Source organism: Corynebacterium sp. 32222D000AT (assembly GCF_053546955.1).
Map to the genome: position 1 here is coordinate 24,448 of NZ_JBPPVW010000018.1, position 18,613 is coordinate 43,060.

15 protein-coding genes are annotated in these 18,613 nt (G+C 66.5%); all 15 read left to right on the plus strand.

Annotated elements, in window-relative coordinates; translation table 11 throughout:
* Window positions 1-146 precede the first annotated feature (146 nt).
* The 15 genes from ACEE23_RS09785 to tyrS all read left to right on the plus strand — a co-directional run bounded on the left by ACEE23_RS09785 (window position 147) and on the right by tyrS (window position 18,289).
* Entirely contained in the window at window positions 147-947 is an 801-nt protein-coding gene (locus ACEE23_RS09785) for a TrmH family RNA methyltransferase (RefSeq protein ID WP_368519768.1), read from the plus strand.
* 127 nt (window positions 948-1,074) lie between these two features.
* Window positions 1,075-2,121, plus strand: coding sequence for a phenylalanine--tRNA ligase subunit alpha (gene pheS, locus ACEE23_RS09790; protein WP_368519769.1), 1,047 nt, complete (start codon window positions 1,075-1,077; stop codon window positions 2,119-2,121).
* Between the two features lie 38 nt (window positions 2,122-2,159).
* Window positions 2,160-4,673, plus strand: a complete 2,514-nt coding sequence (pheT, locus tag ACEE23_RS09795) for a phenylalanine--tRNA ligase subunit beta (RefSeq protein WP_448872249.1) — start codon at window positions 2,160-2,162, stop codon at window positions 4,671-4,673.
* 145 nt (window positions 4,674-4,818) lie between these two features.
* Entirely contained in the window at window positions 4,819-5,877 is a 1,059-nt protein-coding gene (gene argC / locus ACEE23_RS09800; RefSeq protein WP_368521100.1) for an N-acetyl-gamma-glutamyl-phosphate reductase, read from the plus strand.
* Window positions 5,878-5,943: 66 nt separating this feature from the next.
* A complete protein-coding gene (argJ, locus tag ACEE23_RS09805) occupies window positions 5,944-7,158 on the plus strand; it encodes a bifunctional glutamate N-acetyltransferase/amino-acid acetyltransferase ArgJ (RefSeq protein ID WP_368519772.1) in 1,215 nt (404 codons plus the stop codon).
* 52 nt (window positions 7,159-7,210) lie between these two features.
* Complete coding sequence (argB, locus tag ACEE23_RS09810) at window positions 7,211-8,158, plus strand: acetylglutamate kinase (protein ID WP_368519773.1); 948 nt, start codon at window positions 7,211-7,213, stop codon at window positions 8,156-8,158.
* Window positions 8,155-9,324: an acetylornithine transaminase gene (locus tag ACEE23_RS09815; RefSeq protein ID WP_368519774.1), complete on the plus strand. Its 1,170-nt coding sequence runs from the start codon at window positions 8,155-8,157 to the stop codon at window positions 9,322-9,324. Before argB ends, ACEE23_RS09815 begins: the two co-directional genes overlap by 4 nt.
* A gap of 89 nt (window positions 9,325-9,413) precedes the next feature.
* Entirely contained in the window at window positions 9,414-10,364 is a 951-nt protein-coding gene (argF, locus tag ACEE23_RS09820) for an ornithine carbamoyltransferase (protein WP_368521101.1), read from the plus strand.
* A gap of 4 nt (window positions 10,365-10,368) precedes the next feature.
* Window positions 10,369-10,860 (plus strand): arginine repressor, encoded by a 492-nt coding sequence (locus ACEE23_RS09825; protein ID WP_368519776.1) that lies wholly within the window; start codon window positions 10,369-10,371, stop codon window positions 10,858-10,860.
* Between the two features lie 127 nt (window positions 10,861-10,987).
* Complete coding sequence (locus tag ACEE23_RS09830; protein ID WP_368519777.1) at window positions 10,988-12,205, plus strand: argininosuccinate synthase; 1,218 nt, start codon at window positions 10,988-10,990, stop codon at window positions 12,203-12,205.
* Complete coding sequence (argH, locus tag ACEE23_RS09835) at window positions 12,206-13,651, plus strand: argininosuccinate lyase (RefSeq protein WP_368519778.1); 1,446 nt, start codon at window positions 12,206-12,208, stop codon at window positions 13,649-13,651.
* Window positions 13,652-13,953: 302 nt separating this feature from the next.
* Window positions 13,954-15,477, plus strand: coding sequence for an amino acid permease (locus ACEE23_RS09840; RefSeq protein ID WP_448872245.1), 1,524 nt, complete (start codon window positions 13,954-13,956; stop codon window positions 15,475-15,477).
* A gap of 94 nt (window positions 15,478-15,571) precedes the next feature.
* The gene (locus tag ACEE23_RS09845; RefSeq protein ID WP_368519779.1) at window positions 15,572-16,600 is read left to right on the plus strand and encodes an ornithine cyclodeaminase; all 1,029 of its coding nucleotides are present in this window, start codon (window positions 15,572-15,574) and stop codon (window positions 16,598-16,600) included.
* 189 nt (window positions 16,601-16,789) lie between these two features.
* Window positions 16,790-16,963, plus strand: coding sequence for a Trm112 family protein (locus ACEE23_RS09850; RefSeq protein WP_070769337.1), 174 nt, complete (start codon window positions 16,790-16,792; stop codon window positions 16,961-16,963).
* A gap of 66 nt (window positions 16,964-17,029) precedes the next feature.
* Entirely contained in the window at window positions 17,030-18,289 is a 1,260-nt protein-coding gene (gene tyrS, locus ACEE23_RS09855; protein WP_368519780.1) for a tyrosine--tRNA ligase, read from the plus strand.
* The last annotated feature ends 324 nt before the right edge of the window (window positions 18,290-18,613 follow it).

The window sequence follows — 18,613 nt, forward strand, 5'->3', positions numbered from 1 at the left end:
TAACGGCTCTCGGAGTAGTTTCACTACTTCGCCTTCCACCCCGCGCCCGCCACTGTTTAACAGTGCGCCGGTCGCGGGGCTTTTTGGTATCTGGGCCTGCGGTCCCCGTGCGGGTGGGTGGTGGCCTGACTGCTAGATTGGCGGGTATGACACTGGACTTTTCCCAACCTCTAACCGAACGCACGCCCCGCGTGGCCAAAGCCACGAAGCTGCACCGCGCCGCGGCCCGCCGGAAGGCCGGCGCTTTCCTCATCGAGGGCGAGAACGCCGTCGATGCCGCCGTGTCCACCGGCGCAGCCACCGACGTCTTCGCCACCGAGCAGGCAGCGTCGCGTTTCTCGGAGATCCTTACCGCCGCTGGCTATATGGACGTCTACGTCCACCCCATTACGGACAAGGCCGCCAAGTCGCTGTCCGACACCGCGACGACCACCGGCCTGTTCGCCGTATGCCGCCCAGTGCTGTGGTCGGCCGGCAAGATCCTGGCGGGCAAGCCCTCGCTGGTTTCGGTGCCGGTGCTGACCAGCGAGCCGGGCAACGCCGGCACCCTGATTCGCACCTCGGACGCGATGGGCGCCGACGGGGTCATCTTCGCCGGCGAGACCGTCGATCCGCTGGGCTGCAAGGTGGCGCGGGCCTCGGCCGGCTCGCTGTTCCACGTGCCGGTGGCGCGCGAGACCAACGTCAAGGACGTGCTGGGCCAGCTGCGCTCCCACGACCTGCAGATCCTGGCCACCGCCGCCGATGGGGAAGCGGATCTCGCGGACGTGGATCTCTCGCAACCGACGGCCTGGCTCTTCGGCAACGAGGCCCACGGGCTGGGCCGGGACCTACTGGACCAGGCGGACCTGCGGGTGCGGATCCCGATTCGGGGCCGCGCCGAGTCCCTCAATCTCGCGACCGCCGCCAGTATCTGCCTCTACGAGTCCGCCAAAGCGCAGAGCTAGCCCGAACTAGCCCGAACTAGCCGGGGTTGACGCAGGGATAAAATTCCCGCCCCGGCGCCGGTGTGCACGGTAACAGCGGGTAACATAGCCTGCGTTAGTTTAAGCGTGAGAAGAAGGTTGAAGCTACGTGTCAGATACCCCCGAGATTGAATTGACAGAGGCGGCCCTGGCCGCGGCCGCAGACGAGGCCATCGCCGCGTTTGAGGGCGCCGAGGACCTAGCCGGGCTGGCGCAGGCGCATCGGGAGCACTTGGGCGAGCAGGGATATATCCCGCAGGCCCGCAAGTCCTTGGGATCGCTGCCGAAGGACCAGCGCAAGGACGCCGGGAAGGCTGTCAACATGGCGCGCGGCAAGGCCGAGAAGCGCTACGCGCAGCTGAAGAAGGAGCTCGAAGAGCGCGCCCGCCAGGAACAGCTGGTCGCGGAGACGGTGGACGTGACCATCCCGACTACCCGCGCCCAGACCGGTGCGCTGCACCCGATTACGGCGCTGTCCGAGCGGATCGCCGACATCTTTGTGGGCATGGGCTGGGAGATCGCCGACGGCCCCGAGGTCGAGGCCGAGTACTTCAACTTCGACGCGCTGAACTTTAAGCCGGATCACCCGGCCCGCACGCTGCAGGACACCTTCCACGTCTCCGTGGAAGGCTCCAAGCAGGTGCTGCGCACGCACACCTCGCCGGTGCAGGTACGCACCATGCTGGACCGCGACGTCCCGCTGTACATCGCCTGCCCGGGCCGCGTCTTCCGCACCGACGAGCTGGACGCCACCCACACCCCGGTCTTCCACCAGGTCGAGGGCCTGGCCGTCGACAAGGGCCTGACCATGGCCCACCTGCGCGGCACCCTTGACCACCTGGCCCAGGTGCTCTTCGGGCCGGAGACCAAGACCCGCATGCGCACCAACTACTTCCCGTTCACCGAGCCGTCGGCCGAGGTCGACGTTTGGTTCCCGAACAAGAAGGGCGGCGCCGGCTGGATCGAGTGGGGCGGCTGCGGCATGGTCAACCCGAACGTGCTGCGCGCCGTCGGGGTCGACCCGGCCGAATACACCGGCTTCGCCTTCGGCATGGGGCTGGAGCGCACCCTGCAGTTCCGCAACGGGCTGTCCGACATGCGCGACATGGTCGAGGGCGATGTCCGCTTCACCCTCCCGTTCGGAATCCAGGCCTAGGCCGCTACCCAGACTCTTAGAAAGGAAGAATTCACCACATGCTTATTTCGCAAGGCTGGGTAACCCGCGTGCTTGGCACCCAGAACCCGGACTGGTCGGTCAGCGCTGAGGAGCTCGACAGCGGCTTTGTGCGCGTCGGCTTCGAAACCGAGGGCTACGCCGCGCTGCCGGAGTCGACCGGCCCGCTGGTCATCGGCCGCGTCGAGGAGATTGAGGAGCTGACCGGCTTCAAGAAGCCGATCCGCTACTGCCAGGTCAACGTGGGCGAGGCCAACGGCACCGGCGAGCTGCAGGGCATCATCTGCGGCGCCCGCAACTTCCGCGAGGGCGACTACGTGGTCGTCGCGCTGCCCGGCTCCGAGCTGCCCGGCGGCTTCAAGATTGCCGCGCGCGAGACCTACGACCACATCTCCAACGGCATGCTGGCCTCGGCCGCCGAGCTGGGCTTCGGCGAGAAGGCCGACGGCATCATCACCCTCGGGGAGGACGCCGGCCCGGTCGGCCGCGACGCCCGCGAGATCATCGGCCTGGACGAGACCGTCTTCGACGTCAACATCACCCCGGACCGCGGCTACGCGCTGTCGGTGCGCGGCCTGGCCCGCGAGGTGGCCTCGGCCTTCGACGCCGACTACCGCGACCTGGCCGAGGACCCGGCCGCCGCGGGCATCGATACCGCCCACGTACCGGCGGCCGACGATGCCGCCGGCGCCCTGCCGGTCGACTTGCGGGAGGAGACCAAGGCCCAGCGCTTCGGCCTGCGCAAGGTCACCGGCATCGATCCGCACGCGCGCACGCCGTTCTGGCTGGAGCGCGAGCTCATGCTCTCCGGCCAGCGCAGCGTCAATCTGCCGACCGACGTCACCAACTACATCATGCTGCTGCTCGGCTCGCCGATGCACGCCTTCGACGCCAACCAGGTCTCCGGCGGGCTGGTCATCCGCAACGCCCAGGCAGGGGAGAGCTTCCAGACCCTGGATCACGTAGACCGCACTCTGGACGCCGAGGACGTCGTCATCTGCGACGACAACGGCATCCAGTCCCTGGCCGGCGTGATGGGCGGAACCACCTCGGAGATCTCGGACGATACCACCGACGTCATCTTCGAGGCCGCCATCTGGGATCCGATCACCGTGGCGCGGACCTCCCGCCGCCACAAGCTGTCCTCGGAGGCCTCCCGCCGCTTCGAGCGCGGCGTGGACCCTGCCTTGGTAGAGGTCGCCCTGGACTACGCCTGCGCACTGCTGCAGCAGCTGGCCGGCGGCACCATCGAGGCCGGGCGCACGCTCATCGGCGAGGTCGCGCAGCCGGCCGCCATCGAGCTGCCCGTGGATATGCCCGGCCGCTACGCCGGCGTCGACTACTCGCTCGAGACCGTCGTTAACCGCCTCCAGGAGGTCGGCTGTCAGGTCGAGAACGCGGACTCCGAGACCTTGTCGGTTACCCCGGCTACCTGGCGCACGGACATCGGCATGGACGTCGACCTCATCGAGGAAGTCCTGCGCCTAGAGGGCCTGGCCGAAATCCCGTCCGTCCTGCCGACCCCGCGCGGCGGCCGCGGCCTGACCCCGGCGCAGAAGCGCCGCCGGGCGATCGGCCACAGCCTGGCCTACTCCGGCTACGCGGAAATCATCCCGTCGCCGTTCGTGGCCAACGACACCTTCGACGTCTGGGGCCTGGCTGCCGACGATGCCCGCCGCCAGACCGTCGCCGTACAAAACCCGCTGGAGGCTGACAAGGCCCAGCTGTCGACGACCCTGCTGCCGAATATCCTGGAAGCGCTCAACCGCAACGTCTCCCGCGGCCAGGCCAACCTGCGCCTGTACGGCCTGCAGCAGGTCTCCTTCCGCCGCGCGGACGTCACGCCAATGCCCTCTGTCGAGTCCCGTCCGGACGACGAGACCCTGGCCGAGCTGCTGGGTACCCTGCCGGAGCAGCCGCTGCACGTAGCCACCGTCTCCGCCGGCTTCGCGGACAACCCGGGCCCGTGGGGCGAGGGCCGCGCCTACACCTACGCGGACGCCATCGAGTCGGCGCGCATCGTCGCGCGGGCGGCCGGCGTGGAGCTGGACGTGGAAGCCGCTAGCGAGCTGCCGTGGCACCCGGGCCGCTGCGCCGCGCTGAAGGTGGGCGAGAAGGTCGTCGGCTACGCCGGCGAGCTGCACCCGCAGGTGCTGGAGAAGCTGGGCGCGCCGGAGCGCACCTGCGCCATGGAGCTGGATGTTACGGCCCTGCCGCTGGACGAGCGCTTCCCGGCGCCGGTGCTCTCGGCCTTCCCGGCCCTGCACCAGGACATCGCTCTGACCGTCGCCGAGGACGTGCCGGCCGAAAAGGTCCGCCGCGTCATCGCGCAGGGCGCGGGCGATCTGCTCGAGTCCGTGGAGCTCTTCGACGTCTTCCGCGGTGAGCAGCTGGGCGAGAACCAGAAGTCGCTCGCGTTCAAGCTGCTCTTCCGCGCCCCGGACCGCACGCTGACCGACGAGGAGGTCAACGCGCACCGCGAGGCCGCCGCCGCTTTGGCCGAGCAGGAGCTGGGAGCGAAGATCCGCGCCTAGTTCCCGCCCGCACCTACCCCCGCCGCACCCAGCGGCGGGGGTTTATGCATTTTCGGGGGTAGTAAAAACGCTAGAAAACGGAGAAAACAGCGAAAGATTCGTGAATAACTTACATTCGAGTGCATATTCATCTATGCTCTTCGCTATGAGTATTCACGTCGCACTAGCTGGCGCCACCGGGTACGCCGGTGGCGAAATCCTCCGCCTCCTGCTGTCACACCCCGCGTACCGCCGTGGCGACCTGACCATCGGGTCGCTGTGCGCGCATTCCCAGGCCGGGGCTCCCGTGGCCGAGGCCCTCCCGCACCTGGCCGAGCTGGCCGACCGCACGCTGGAGGACACGACCGTCGAGACACTGGCCGGCCACGACGTCGTCTTCCTGGCCCTGCCGCACGGGCACTCGGCCGCCCTGGCCCAGCAGCTGCCCGAGGACGTCCTGGTCATCGACTGCGCCGCCGACTTCCGGCTGAAAAGCCCGGACGCGTGGGCGGACTACTACGGCACCGATCACGCCGGCTCCTGGCCCTACGGCTTGCCGGAGCTGCCCGGCCACCGGGAGGAAATTTCCGCCGCGCGCCTCGTGGCCGTGCCGGGCTGCTTCCCGACGGCCGTGACCCTGGCGGCCTTCCCGGCCCTGCAGGGCGGCATCGTGGAGCCGAGCTTCGACGTCGTCGCCGTGACGGGGCTTTCGGGTGCGGGCAAGAAGGCCGCGGTAGCCTTCAGCGGCTCCGAGACCATCGGCAACGTCAAGGCCTACAGCCCGGGCGGCACCCACCGGCACACCCCGGAGATGGTCCAGAACCTTTCCGAGCTGGTCCCTGGCGTCACCGTCAGTTTCACCCCGGTGCTCGTACCCATGACGCGGGGAATCCTGGCCACGGTCTCCGCCCCGCTAGCCGCCGATGTTCCCCAGGACGCGGCCGCCGTAGCGGACGCCGCCCGGCGCGCTTACGTCGCGGCCTACGCGGACGAGGCCTTCTGCCAGCTCTTGTCCGAGGGCGTCCAGCCGCAGGTCAAGCACGTCGTCGGATCGAATTTCGCCCAGATCCAGGTCCACGTCGACGCGGGGGCGCGCCGCCTGATTATGACCTGCGCTATCGACAACCTGACCAAGGGTACGGCCGGGGCAGCGGTACAGTGCCTCAACCTCGCCCTGGGCTGGGAGGAAACCGCCGGACTGACCGGCACCTCCGTCCTGCCCTAGAGCGGGACCAACATTCCCGCCACTAACCCTCGCCCCATCTTTCAAGCACCTTTTAGGAGAACCCCCATGCAGACTCACACCCCAGGACCTGACGCCGCCCCGGAAGAACTAGGCGTCGTGACCCCGGCCGGGTTTAGCGCTTATGCCGCGACCGCCGGCCTTAAGCCCTCCGGCAACCCCGATATGGCGCTGGTCGTCAACGAGGGCCCGTCCAGCGCGGCCGCCGCGGTCTTTACCCAGAACCAGGTCGTGGCAGCACCCGTCAAATACAGCCGGAAGGCCGTCGCTGACGGCAGCGTACGCGCCGTGGTGATCAACTCCGGCAACGCGAACGCCTGCAACGGCGCCCAAGGCGACCAGGACGCCGAGACCATGGCCCAGGCCACGGCGCAGGCCCTGGGGGTGGCGCCGCAGGAGGTCGTGGTGTGCTCGACCGGCATCATCGGCGAGCCGATGGATATGCCGGTGGTTGCCGGTGGCATCGACAAGCTGGGCGCTCAGGCAGCCCAGGGCGCGGGCGCGACGGCTAAGGCCGCGGGGCAGGCCGCGCAGGCCATTATGACGACCGACACGGTGCCTAAGCAGGCCTCGGCGCGGCGCGAGGGCTGGTCCGTGGGTGCTATAGGCAAGGGCGTGGGCATGCTGGCGCCCTCGCTGGCGACGATGCTCGCCGTTATCACCACGGACGCCGACGTCACCTCCGAGCAGCTTAAGACCGCGCTGGAAGCGGCGATGCCGAAGACCTTCAACACCCTGGACATCGACGGTTCGACCTCCACCAACGACACGGTGGTGGCCCTGGCCTCGGGCCGGGCGGGCATTACCCCCGACCAGGCAGAGCTCAACGCCGCCATCCACGAGGTCTGCGCCGCGATCGCCGCGCAGATGCAGTCCGATGCCGAGGGCGTGACCAAGCGCGTGCAGATCACGGTCACCGGTGCCCAGGACGATGCCGCCGCTCTGGTAGCCGCGCGCACCCTGGGCCGGGACAACCTCTTCAAGTGCGCGATGTTCGGCTCCGATCCGAACTGGGGCCGGGTGCTGGCCGCCGTCGGCATGGCGCCGGTGGCGATGGACCCGGACGGCATAGCCGTGCGCTTCAACGGCCATGCGGTCTGTGAGAACACCACCGGCACGCCGACCGCCCGCGAAGTGGACCTCAGCGGCACCGATATCGACGTCGAGGTCGACCTGGGCACGGGCGGCGCGGGGCAGGCGACGGTGCGGACGACGGACCTGTCGCACGCCTACGTCGAAATCAACTCCGCCTACAGCTCCTAGGTGCAGCGGCTTCGGATAAGCAGGAACAAGGACTAGGGGAGAAAGAAGAGCAATGAACAATCCCACTACGGACCGGCTCAGCGACGGGCAGCGGGCCCAGATCCTGGCGGAGGCGCTGCCGTGGCTGAAACACTTCCGCGACAAGATCGTCGTGGTCAAATACGGCGGCAACGCCATGGTCGACGATGCGCTCAAGGAGGCCTTCGCCGCCGACATGGTCTTCCTGCGCACTGTGGGCGCCAAGCCCGTGGTCGTCCACGGCGGCGGCCCGCAGATCAACGCGATGCTAGAACGCGTCGGCCTGCACGGCGAATTCCGGGGCGGCTTCCGGGTTACCACCCCGGAGGTCATGGAGGTAGTGCGGATGGTGCTCTTCGGCCAAGTCGGCCGGGAGCTGGTCAACCTCATTAACTCCCACGGGCCCTACGCGGTGGGCACGTCGGGGGAGGACGCCGGGTTGTTCCGGGCCCGTCGCCGCGAGGTCACCATCGACGGCAAGGGCTGCGACGTCGGCCTGGTCGGCGAAATCACCGAGGTCAACCCCGCGGCCGTGCGCGACATCATCGATGCCGGCCGCATCCCGGTGGTCTCGACCATCGCCCCTGGCGATAGCGGGGAGGTCTACAACATCAACGCCGACATCGCCGCCGGCGAGCTGGCTGTCGGGCTGGGCGCGGAGCGCCTTATTATGCTGACCAACGTCGAGGGCCTCTACACGGACTACCCGGACCCGGACTCGCTGGTCTCGAAGCTCGAGGCCAGCCAGCTCCGCGAGCTGCTGCCGCACCTGGACTCCGGGATGATCCCCAAGATGGAAGCCTGCCTCAAGGCGGTGGAAGGCGGGGTGAAGGCCGCGCACGTCATCGACGGCCGCCAGGCCCACACCGTGCTCTTGGAGCTGATGACCATGGGCGGCATCGGAACGATGGTGCTGCCCGACGATTACCAAATCAACAATTACCCGGCCGGAACGGTCTTTAGGAAGGACGACGCGAAATGAGCACCACTCCGCAGTGGAATGACGTCATGATGAACAACTACGGGACCCCGCCGCTGACCCTACGCAGCGGGTCGGGCGCCTGGGTGACCGACGACGCCGGGAAGGACTACCTGGATCTGGTGGCGGGCATCGCCGTCAACGCGCTGGGGCACGCCCATCCGGACATCGTCGCCGCGGTGAGCGAGCAGGTTGCCCGCCTAGGCCACGTGTCCAACCTGTGCGCCTCCGAGCCGACGCTCCAGGTGGCGGCCGCCCTGCGGGACAAGGTGGGCGATTCCAGCGCCCGGGTCTTCTTCTGTAACTCCGGCGCGGAGGCCAACGAGGCCGCCTTCAAGCTCGCGCGCCTGACCGGGCGCCGGCGGATCCTGGCCGCCCACGGTGGCTTCCACGGCCGCACCATGGGCTCGCTGGCGCTGACGGGCCAGCCGGACAAGCAGCGCGCCTTCCGCCCGCTGCCCGGCGGGGTGGAGTTTTTCACCTACAACGACATCGACTACCTGCGCACCCTGGTTGAGCAGGACCCGGCCGATACGGCCGCCATCATCCTGGAGCCCATCCAGGGCGAGGTCGGCGTGGTCCCGGCCACGCCGGAATTCCTGCGCGCCGCCCGCGCGCTCTGCGACGAGCACGGCATCCTGCTGGTTATCGACGAGGTGCAGACCGGCATCGGCCGCACGGGCTCGTTCTTCTGCCACCAGCAGGCGGGCATCCAACCCGACGTCATCACCCTGGCCAAGGGGCTGGGCGGCGGCCTGCCGATGGGCGCGACGATTGCCCGCGGCAAGGCGGCCGAGCTGTTCACGCCCGGCTCCCACGGCACGACCTTCGGCGGCAACCCCGTGGTCGCGGCCGCGGCCCAGGTGGTCATCGACCACGTCGACGAGGCCTTCTGCCAGCGGGTCCAGGACGCCGGAGCCGCCCTGCGCGAGGGCCTTTCCGCCCTGGAGCAGGTGGACTACGTCCGCGGCCAGGGCCTCTTGCTGGGCGTCGTGCTCAACCAGCCGCTGGCGAAGAAGGCCGTGCAGGCCGGTTACGACCACGGCCTGCTGCTCAACGCCCCCAACGAGTACGTGCTGCGACTGTGCCCGCCGCTGGTCCTGACCGACGCGGACATCGACTTCGCGGTCAAGCACATCGCCGCTATCCTGGGCGAGCTCAGCAAGTAGCGGCAACATCCGCGAGCCCATCCCTGCGGATTATGCACCAACCGCTATAAAATAAGATTCGTAGATACATCGAAAGGACAACGAACGATATGACTTCCGCCCCCAAGCTTCGGCACTTCCTTGCCGACGACGACCTGAGCCCCCAGGAGCAGGCCGAGGTGTTGAACCTGGCGCTGGAGATGAAAAAGGACCCGTACGGCTACCGGCCCCTCGAGGGCCCGCAGACCGTCGCGGTGCTATTCGATAAGACCTCGACGCGCACGCGCTTTTCCTTCGGCGCCGGCGTGCCGCAGTTGGGCGGCCACGCGGTGGTCTCGGACACCTCGGAGACCCAGATCGGCAAGGGGGAGTCCATCCAGGACACCGCCGCGGTGATGTCGCGGTTCGTCTCCGCCATCGTCTGGCGCACCTTCGCCCACCAGAACCTGGTGGACATGGTGGAAACCGCCACGGTCCCGGTGATTAACGCCCTCTCGGACGACCTGCACCCGTGCCAGATCCTGGCCGACTTGCTCACCTGCGCCGAGAACTTCGGTGGGGTAGAAAATCTCCGCGGGAAGAAGGCTGTCTACTACGGCGACGGCGCCAACAACATGGCCAACTCCTACCTGCTGGGCTTTGCCACGGCCGGCATGGACATCACCATCTGCTCGCCGGCACAGTTCCAGCCGGAGCAGCGCTTCGTTGACCGGGCGCGCGCTCGGGCGGAGGCCACCGGTGCTAACGTCGTTGTCAGCGATGACGTTGCGGCCGGGGCCGGCGCCGACGTGGTGATCACGGATACGTGGGTCTCCATGGGGCAGGAGGGCGACGGCAAGGACCGCCGCACCCCGTTCCTGCCGTATCAGGTCAATGACGACGTCATGGCGGCCGCGGCCGACGACGCCATCTTCCTGCACTGCCTGCCGGCCTACCGCGGCAACGAGGTCACCGCCGAGGTGATCGACGGGCCGGCGTCCCGCGTCATCGGCGAGGCCGAAAACCGAATGCACGCCCAGAAGGCGCTGCTGACGTGGTTGTTGGAACGAAAGGACAGCTAGATACATGACCGTGCCGAGTACCCGGAACGCGCGTCAGGCCAAAATCCTGGAAATCCTGGGCAAGACCCGGGTGACCAGCCAGGTGCAACTTTCCGATCTGTTGCTGGACGAGGGAATCGATATCACCCAGGCGACGCTGTCGCGGGACCTGGACGAGCTGGGCGCTAAGAAGGTCAAGCGCGACGGCGGGCGTTCCTTCTACAAGGTCGGCGGGGAGCACGAGGACTTCGATGACCAGGTCAACGGGCCCCGGGAGAAGCTGCGCCGCATGGTCGACGAGCTGGTGGTCTCCCACGACCACTCCGGCAACATCGCCATGCTGCGCACCCCGGCGGGTGCGGCCCAGTACCTGGCCAGCTTCATCGACCGCGTGGGCCTGCCGGACGTCGTCGGGTGCATCGCTGGCGACGACACGGTCTTCGTCCTGGCGCGCGAACCGCTAGCCGGCAAGGAGCTGGGGGAGCGGCTGACCGGGCGCAGCTCCACGAGCGAGTAGACCTGGCAGACTAGGGCCAGGGGTGAGGCGCGGGGTGGCGGAGTTTGTTCCCCGCGCTCCCGGTGGATAATATTTATCCAGATGAATTAATTGCAGACAACCGTGCTCAAGAAGGAGAAGATTCGCAATGAGTGCACGCGTAGTGCTGGCCTATTCCGGCGGCCTGGACACCTCGGTGGCCATCCCGTACCTGGCCAAGATGACCGGCGGCGACGTCGTCGCGGTGTCCCTGGATCTCGGCCAGGGTGGGGAAGACATGGAGTCGGTCCGCCAGCGCGCCCTGGACTGCGGCGCCGTCGAGTCCATCGTCATCGACGCCAAGGACGAGTTCGCTGAGGAGTACTGCCTGCCGACCATCCAGGCCAACGGCATGTACATGAAGCAGTACCCGCTGGTTTCTGCTATCTCTCGCCCGCTCATCGTCAAGCACCTGGTCGAGGCCGCCCAGGAGCACGGTGGCACCCACGTCTCCCACGGTTGCACCGGCAAGGGCAACGACCAGGTGCGCTTCGAGGTCTCCTTCCGCGCCCTGGATCCGTCCCTGGAGATCATCGCCCCGGCTCGTGACTACGCCTGGACCCGCGATAAGGCCATCGCCTTCGCCGAGGAAATCGATCTGCCGATTGAGCAGTCCGCCTCCTCGCCGTTCTCCATCGACCAGAACGTCTGGGGTCGCGCCGTCGAGACCGGCTTCCTCGAGGATCTGTGGAACCCGCCGACAAAGGACCTCTACGCCTACACCGAGGATCCGGGCCTGGGCAACGCCCCCGACGAGGTCGTTATCTCCTTCGAGAAGGGCAAGCCGGTGGCCATCGACGGCCAGCCGGTGACCGTCCTGCAGGCCATCGAGCAGATGAACCAGCGCGCCGGCGCCCAGGGCATCGGCCGCCTGGACATGGTCGAGGACCGCCTGGTGGGCATCAAGTCCCGCGAGGTCTACGAGGCCCCGGGCGCTATCGCGCTGATCAAGGCGCACGAGGCGCTGGAGGACGTGGCCGTCGAGCGCGAACTGGCTCGCTACAAGCGGCTTACCGATGCCCGCTGGTCCGAGGAGGTCTACGACGGCCTCTGGTTCTCCCCGCTGAAGAAGGCGCTGGACCAGTTCATCCAGTCCTCCCAGGAGAACGTCACCGGCGACATCCGCATGGTCATGCACGCCGGTTCCATCGTGGTCAACGGCCGTCGCTCGGGCCAGTCCCTGTACGACTTCGACCTGGCCACCTACGACACCGGCGACGCCTTCGACCAGACCGCGGCTAAGGGCTTCGTGCAGCTGCACGGCCTGTCCACGCAGATCTCCAACCAGCGCGACCGGGACGGCGGCTTCCGCACGGGGGCGAAGTAGATGCAGCCGCACAAGACGAACGAGGGCGCCCTCTGGGGCGGCCGGTTCTCCGGCGGTCCCTCTGAGGCGATGTTTGCCCTCAGCGTGTCCACCCACTTCGACTGGGTCCTGGCGCCCTACGACGTGCTGGCCTCCCAGGCCCACGCCCGCGTCCTGCACAAGGCCGGCCTGCTCAGCGATGCCGACTTCGAGACCATGATTGCTGGTCTCCAGCAGCTAGGTAAGGACGTCGCCTCCGGCGAGTTCACGCCGAACGCCCACGACGAGGACGTCCACGGCGCCATGGAGCGCGGGCTCATCGAGCGCGTTGGCCCCGAGGTGGGCGGCCGGCTGCGCGCGGGCCGCTCCCGCAACGACCAGGTTGCGACCCTGTTCCGCATGTGGGTCCGCGACGCCATCCGCGACATCACGGCGCAGATCACCGAGCTGATCGACGCGCTGGTCGAGCAGGCGGGCGCGCACCCGGAGGCCATCATGCCGGGCAAGACGCACTCGCAGGCCGCCCAGCCCATCCTGCTGGCGCACGAGCTGCTGGCCCACGCTCAGCCGCTGCTGCGCGATATCGAGCGCTTCCAGGACCTGGACAAGCGACTGGCTATCTCGCCTTACGGCTCCGGTGCCCTGGCGGGCTCCTCGCTGGCGCTGGACCCGGAGGCCATCGCCGAGAAACTCGGTTTCGACGCCGCGGCGGAGAACTCCCTGGACGCTACCGCCTCGCGCGACTTTGCCGCGGAGACCGCCTACGTTCTCACGCAGACGGCCATCGACATGTCGCGCCTGGCCGAGGAGATCATCTACTGGTGCACGCCGGAATACGGCTACGTCAGCCTGGATGACGCCTGGTCGACGGGCTCGTCGATTATGCCGCAGAAGAAGAACCCGGACGTTCCGGAGCTGACCCGCGGCAAGACCGGCCGTCTCATCGGTAACCTGACGGGCCTGCTGGCCACGCTCAAGGCGCAGCCGCTGGCCTACAACCGGGACCTGCAGGAGGATAAGGAGCCGATCGTGGACTCGGTCGCCCAGCTCAACCTGCTGCTGCCGGCGATGACGGGCCTGGTCAGCACCCTGGTCTTCCACGAGGACCGGATGCGCGAGCTGGCCCCGCGCGGGTTTACGCTCGCCACCGACCTGGCCGAGTGGATGGTGCGCCAGGGCGTGCCCTTCCGCCAGGCGCACGAGGCCTCCGGCGAGTGCGTGCGGATCGCCGAGGAACGCGGCGTCGATCTCATCGATCTCACCGACGCGGAGTTGGCGGGGGTCCACGAGGCGCTCACCCCGGAGGTGCGCGAGGTGCTGACCATCGACGGCGCGGTTGCCTCCCGCTCTACCAAGGGCGGCACCGCGGGTGTGCGCGTGGCGGAGCAACGCGAGCTGGTCGCCCAGCGCAATTCTCAGGCGAAGACCTGGGCGGAGACTCCGGTGATTCCCGGCGCCCAGAAATAGCACCGGCTAGCTGGCATAGCCACCATTAACGAACCGGCGCGGTTTCGTTGCCTCCTGTGGTGAGGCGACAAGGCCGCGCCGGTTTTTGCATCGGTGGGGCAGGGCTACCTCTTTCGGGGCTAGTGGTTCTCACCGTACGGCGTTCTGTTTTCTGTGGTGGTGGGGGTGTCTCCGGGGACAGTCTGAAAAACGAGACTAGCGAAGGTGCTGCCAGTCACACATCTTTGAAGTGTGTACTACAGTTCACTCAAGCGGATGTGATCCGTGCTACTTAATCGTGGACAGATTTAGAAAGCCAACCTATGACAACCAATCCAACGGGCTCCGAGTCAGCCCCCCACGAGGCAGAACGCAACGTCTACGCCTCCGAGGACCATGGCTTGCAACAGGGGATGGGCAACCGCCAGCTCCAGATGATTGCCATTGGCTCCGCTATCGGCACCGGCCTCCTTCTGGGCACCGGTGCGCGCCTCGAACAAGCCGGCCCCTCCTTGGCCGTGCTCTACCTCGTTTGCGGTATGTTCGGCTACGTCATCCTGCGCTCGCTCGGCGAGCTCATCGTCTACCGCCCGAGCTCCGGCTCGTTCGTGTCTTATGCCCGTGAGTTCTACGGCGAGAAGACGGCGTTCGTGACCGGCTGGCTCTACTGGGGCAACTGGGCCATGACGCTGGTGGCCGACGCCACGGCCGTGGCCCTCTACATCAAGTGGTTCTCCCAGTACACCCACTGGATCGAAGACATCCCGCAGTGGGTGCTGGCCCTGCTGGTCATCGGCGGCATCCTGCTGTTCAACATGATGTCGGTCAAGATTTTCGGCGAGCTGGAGTACTGGTTCTCCATGATCAAGGTCGTCGCCCTGCTCATCTTCATGCTGGTGGCCATCGGCGTGGTCATCTTCGGCCACCCGAGCGGCGACCCGACCGGGTTTAGCCTGATTTCTGACGCCGGCGGCTGGCTGCCGAACGGCTTCATCTCGGCCGTCATCGTCATCCAGGGCGTGGTCTTCGCCTACGCCGGCATCGAGCTGGTCGGTACCACCAGTGGTGAGACTAAGGACGTCGAGAAGCATATCCCGCGGGCGGTCAACAACGTCCTGTTCCGCATCCTGGTCTTCTACTTCGGCTCCGTGCTGCTGCTGACCCTGGTCCTGCCGTACACCGAGTACATCGCGAACGTCTCGCCGTTCGTGACCTTCTTCGAGTCCCTGGGTATCGCGGCCGCGGCCCCGATCTTCCAGCTGGTGGTCATCACCGCGGCGATCTCCTCGCTGAACGCCGGTCTGTACTCGACCGGGCGCATCATGTACAACATGTCGACCGCTGGCTCCGGTCCGAAGTTCGGTGCCCGGATGTCTAAGTCGGGCGTGCCCTACGGCGGCATCGTTATGGCGGCCTTCGTGGGCCTGGCGGGCGTGTTCCTGAACTTCATTGTTCCGGAGGCGGCCTTCGAAATCGTGCTGAACCTGGCGGCGCTGGGCACGCTGGCATCGTGGGCAGCTATCGCCCTGGCGCACCTGAAGTTCGTGCGGCTGTCTAAGAGCGGGCGCTACACGCGGCCGGAGTATCGCTCGCCCTTCGGCGCGGTCGGGGACTGGGCCACCCTGGTCTTCATCGCCGTGGTCATCGTCCTGATGGCCTTCGACTACCCAATCGGCACTTACGCGCTGGGCGCCTCCATCCTGCTCATCCCGGTCTTCATGGTGATGTGGTTCGCCTGGCGCGACCGCATCCGGGCCATTGCCGATGAGCGCCGCGCCAAGCACCTGCCGACCTCTAGCTTCCCGGCTGCCCCGCAGTCGGACCTGCACCCGCGCGATCGAAAGTAAGTAAGATCTCTAACGGCTATGGCTGAGCGCTGGGATACACCCCGGCGCTTGGGGAAGCGACATCGTTAGTAAAAGGAAGGAAGATTAAGAAACTATGGTCAAATTCGTCGACGTTGAGAACATGGCGCGCTGGATCCAGCGCGACGGCGTAGAAAACATCATTACCGGCATGGTCGAGTACTTGGAGAGCGATTACCGCCGTTGGGAGCGCTTCGACAAGATCCCGCGCGTGGCCTCCCACACCCCGTTCGGCGTCATCGAGCTCATGCCGACCTCCGACGGCGAGGAGTACGCCTTCAAGTTCGTCAACGGCCACCCGTCCAACCCGGCCCGCGGCTTCCAGACCGTGACCGCCTTCGGCGTGCTTGCCGACGTGGACAACGGTTACCCGACCTTCGAGGCCGAGATGACCCTGCTGACCGCCCTGCGCACGGCCGCGACCTCCGCGATGGTGGCCAAGTACCTGGCCCGCAAGGATTCCAAGCGCATGGCCATGGTGGGCGCCGGTTCGCAGTCCGAATTCCAGGCGCTGGGCTTCCGCGGCGTACTGGGCATCGAGGACATCACCATCTACGACATCGACCCGGATGCCGTCGAGAAGTTCAAGCGCAACCTGGAGCCGCTGGGCTTCAACATCACCGCCTGCAACAGCGTCGACGAGGCCGTGCTGGGCGCTGACATTATCACCACCTGCACCGCGGACAAGGCTCAGAACCAGATTCTGGCCGAGCGCCACGTCGCCCCAGGCGTGCACCTCAACGCCGTCGGCGGCGACTGCCCGGGCAAGACCGAGCTGGAGGCCTCCATCCTGGACAAGTCCAAGGTCTTCGTCGAGTTCCCGGAGCAGACCCGCATCGAGGGCGAAATCCAGCAGATGCCGGAGGACTTCCCCGTCACGGAGTTCTACCAGGTCCTGACGGGCCAGGCGACCGGCCGCGACGACGACGAGCAGATCACGCTCTTCGACGACGTGGGATTCGCCATCAACGACTTCTCCGCGCTGCGCTACGTCCGCGACGCGGTCAAGGGCACCGAGCTGGAGACCGACATCGACATCATCGCCAACCCGGACGATCCGAAGGATCTGTTCTCCCTCGTGGCGAACGTTCCCTCCCTGATCTAGCCCACAGCGCACGCGGCTAAACCACGTGCGCAATTGCCTTCGCCCCGCCTCCCCGCGGCCTCGTACCGATGGGGAAGCGGGGCTTTGTCGCGTCCGAAGCCTCCACCGGCGACCGCAGCGGAGGACTCGCCGCCGGAAAGGGCGGGGCCAAGGCCGCAGGGTGGAAGCGCAACGGGTACGATGAGGGCCATGAGTTGTGACCCCGCCCTCCTAGACATTTTGGTTTGTCCGCAGGACAAAGGCCCGCTGGAGTATATCGAGGACCAGCAGGTCCTAGTAAACAAGCGCTTGGGGATCGCCTATCCCATCGAAGACGGCATCCCGGTCATGCTGGCCGACGAGGCCAAGAAATGGCCGGCCTAGGCCCAGTTCCAGGGGCGCCCCGAAACCAAAACTAAGAAGAGATCTACTAGAAGGACGACGATTTTCATGAATATCATCGATGAGTTGCAATGGCGCGGGCTGATCAACCAGTCCACGGATCTTGAGGCCCTGCGCGAGGCCTGCGAGCAGCCCATCACCCTGTACTGCGGCTTCGACCCGACCGGTGACTCCCTGCACGCCGGCCACTTGGTCCCGATGATCATGCTGCGCCGCTTCCAGGAAGCCGGCCACCACCCGCTAGCTCTGGCTGGTGGCGCTACCGGCTTCATCGGCGATCCGCGCGACGTCGGGGAGCGTTCCATGCTCTCCGAGGACGTTATCGAGAAGAACCTCGAAGCAATTAAGGGCCAGCTGCGTCGTTTCGTCGACTTCGACGGCGAGAACGCCGCAACCCTGGTCAACAACGCTGACTGGACGATGAACATGTCCGTCATCGACTTCCTCCGCGACGTGGGCAAGAACTTCTCGCTGAACACGATGCTGGATCGCGACACCGTCAAGCGCCGCCTGGAGGCCGACGGCATTTCCTACACCGAGTTCTCCTACATGCTGCTGCAGTCCAACGACTACGTGCAGCTGCGCCGCAACTACGACTGCGTTCTGCAGATTGGCGGCGGCGACCAGTGGGGCAACATCGTTTCCGGTGTGGACCTGAACCGCCGCGTCGACGGCGCCAAGGTGCACGGCCTGACCGTGCCGCTGGTCACCGATGCCAGCGGTCAGAAGTTCGGCAAGTCCACCGGTGGCGGCAAGCTCTGGCTAGACGCGGAGAAGACCTCCCCGTACTCCTGGTACCAGTACTTCCTGAACGCTGGAGACTCCGTGGTTATCGACTACCTGCGCTGGTTCACCTTCCTGACCCAGGACGAGATCGCCGAGTACCAGGAGAAGGTAGAGACCGAGCCGTACAAGCGTGAGGCTCAGCGCCGGTTGGCCCAGGAAATGACCGACCTGGTCCACGGAAAGGAAGCCACGAAGTCCGTCGAGCTCGCTGCCCAGGCGCTGTTCGGCAAGGCCAGCCTGACGGACCTGGACGAGGAGACCCTGTGCGGCGCGCTGTCCGAGACCGAGGTCGCCGAGATCGAGGCGGGCCAGCCCCGAACCATCGTGGATCTTCTGGTCGCCAGCGGCCTGGCTGATTCGAAGGGCGCGGCCCGCCGCACCATTAAGGAAGGCGGCGCCTACGTCAACAACGAGCGAGTCGAAGACTCGGAGTGGGAGCCGTCCGACAGCGACCTGCTGCACGGGGCATGGTTGGTTCTGCGCCGCGGCAAGAAGAACTTCGCCGGCGCCAAGTTCGTCTAAAACCCGCCGAAGGCAGTAACCGGCAGCGCCAAAAGTTAACCCGTCACCACCTGGTGGCGGGTTTTTATTGTCTAGCAGGGGATTTGTGGAAAATTAAAGGGGTGTGTAAATTAGTCCGAGTCGCCGCGAGAGCAGGTGACAGGGAGTTAAACTCCAGGTTGACTTTGGTTTAAAAGTTGGTCTAAGATTTAAACCCCAGTTACAAAACACGAACTTCGCTAGACAATAGCGCGGAACGGTTTTGCAACAGTGATGTTTGAGAACTCAATAGTGTGCCAATGTACTTTTTGCATTTGTGTGGATGGTTGTGTTGGTGTGTGCCGG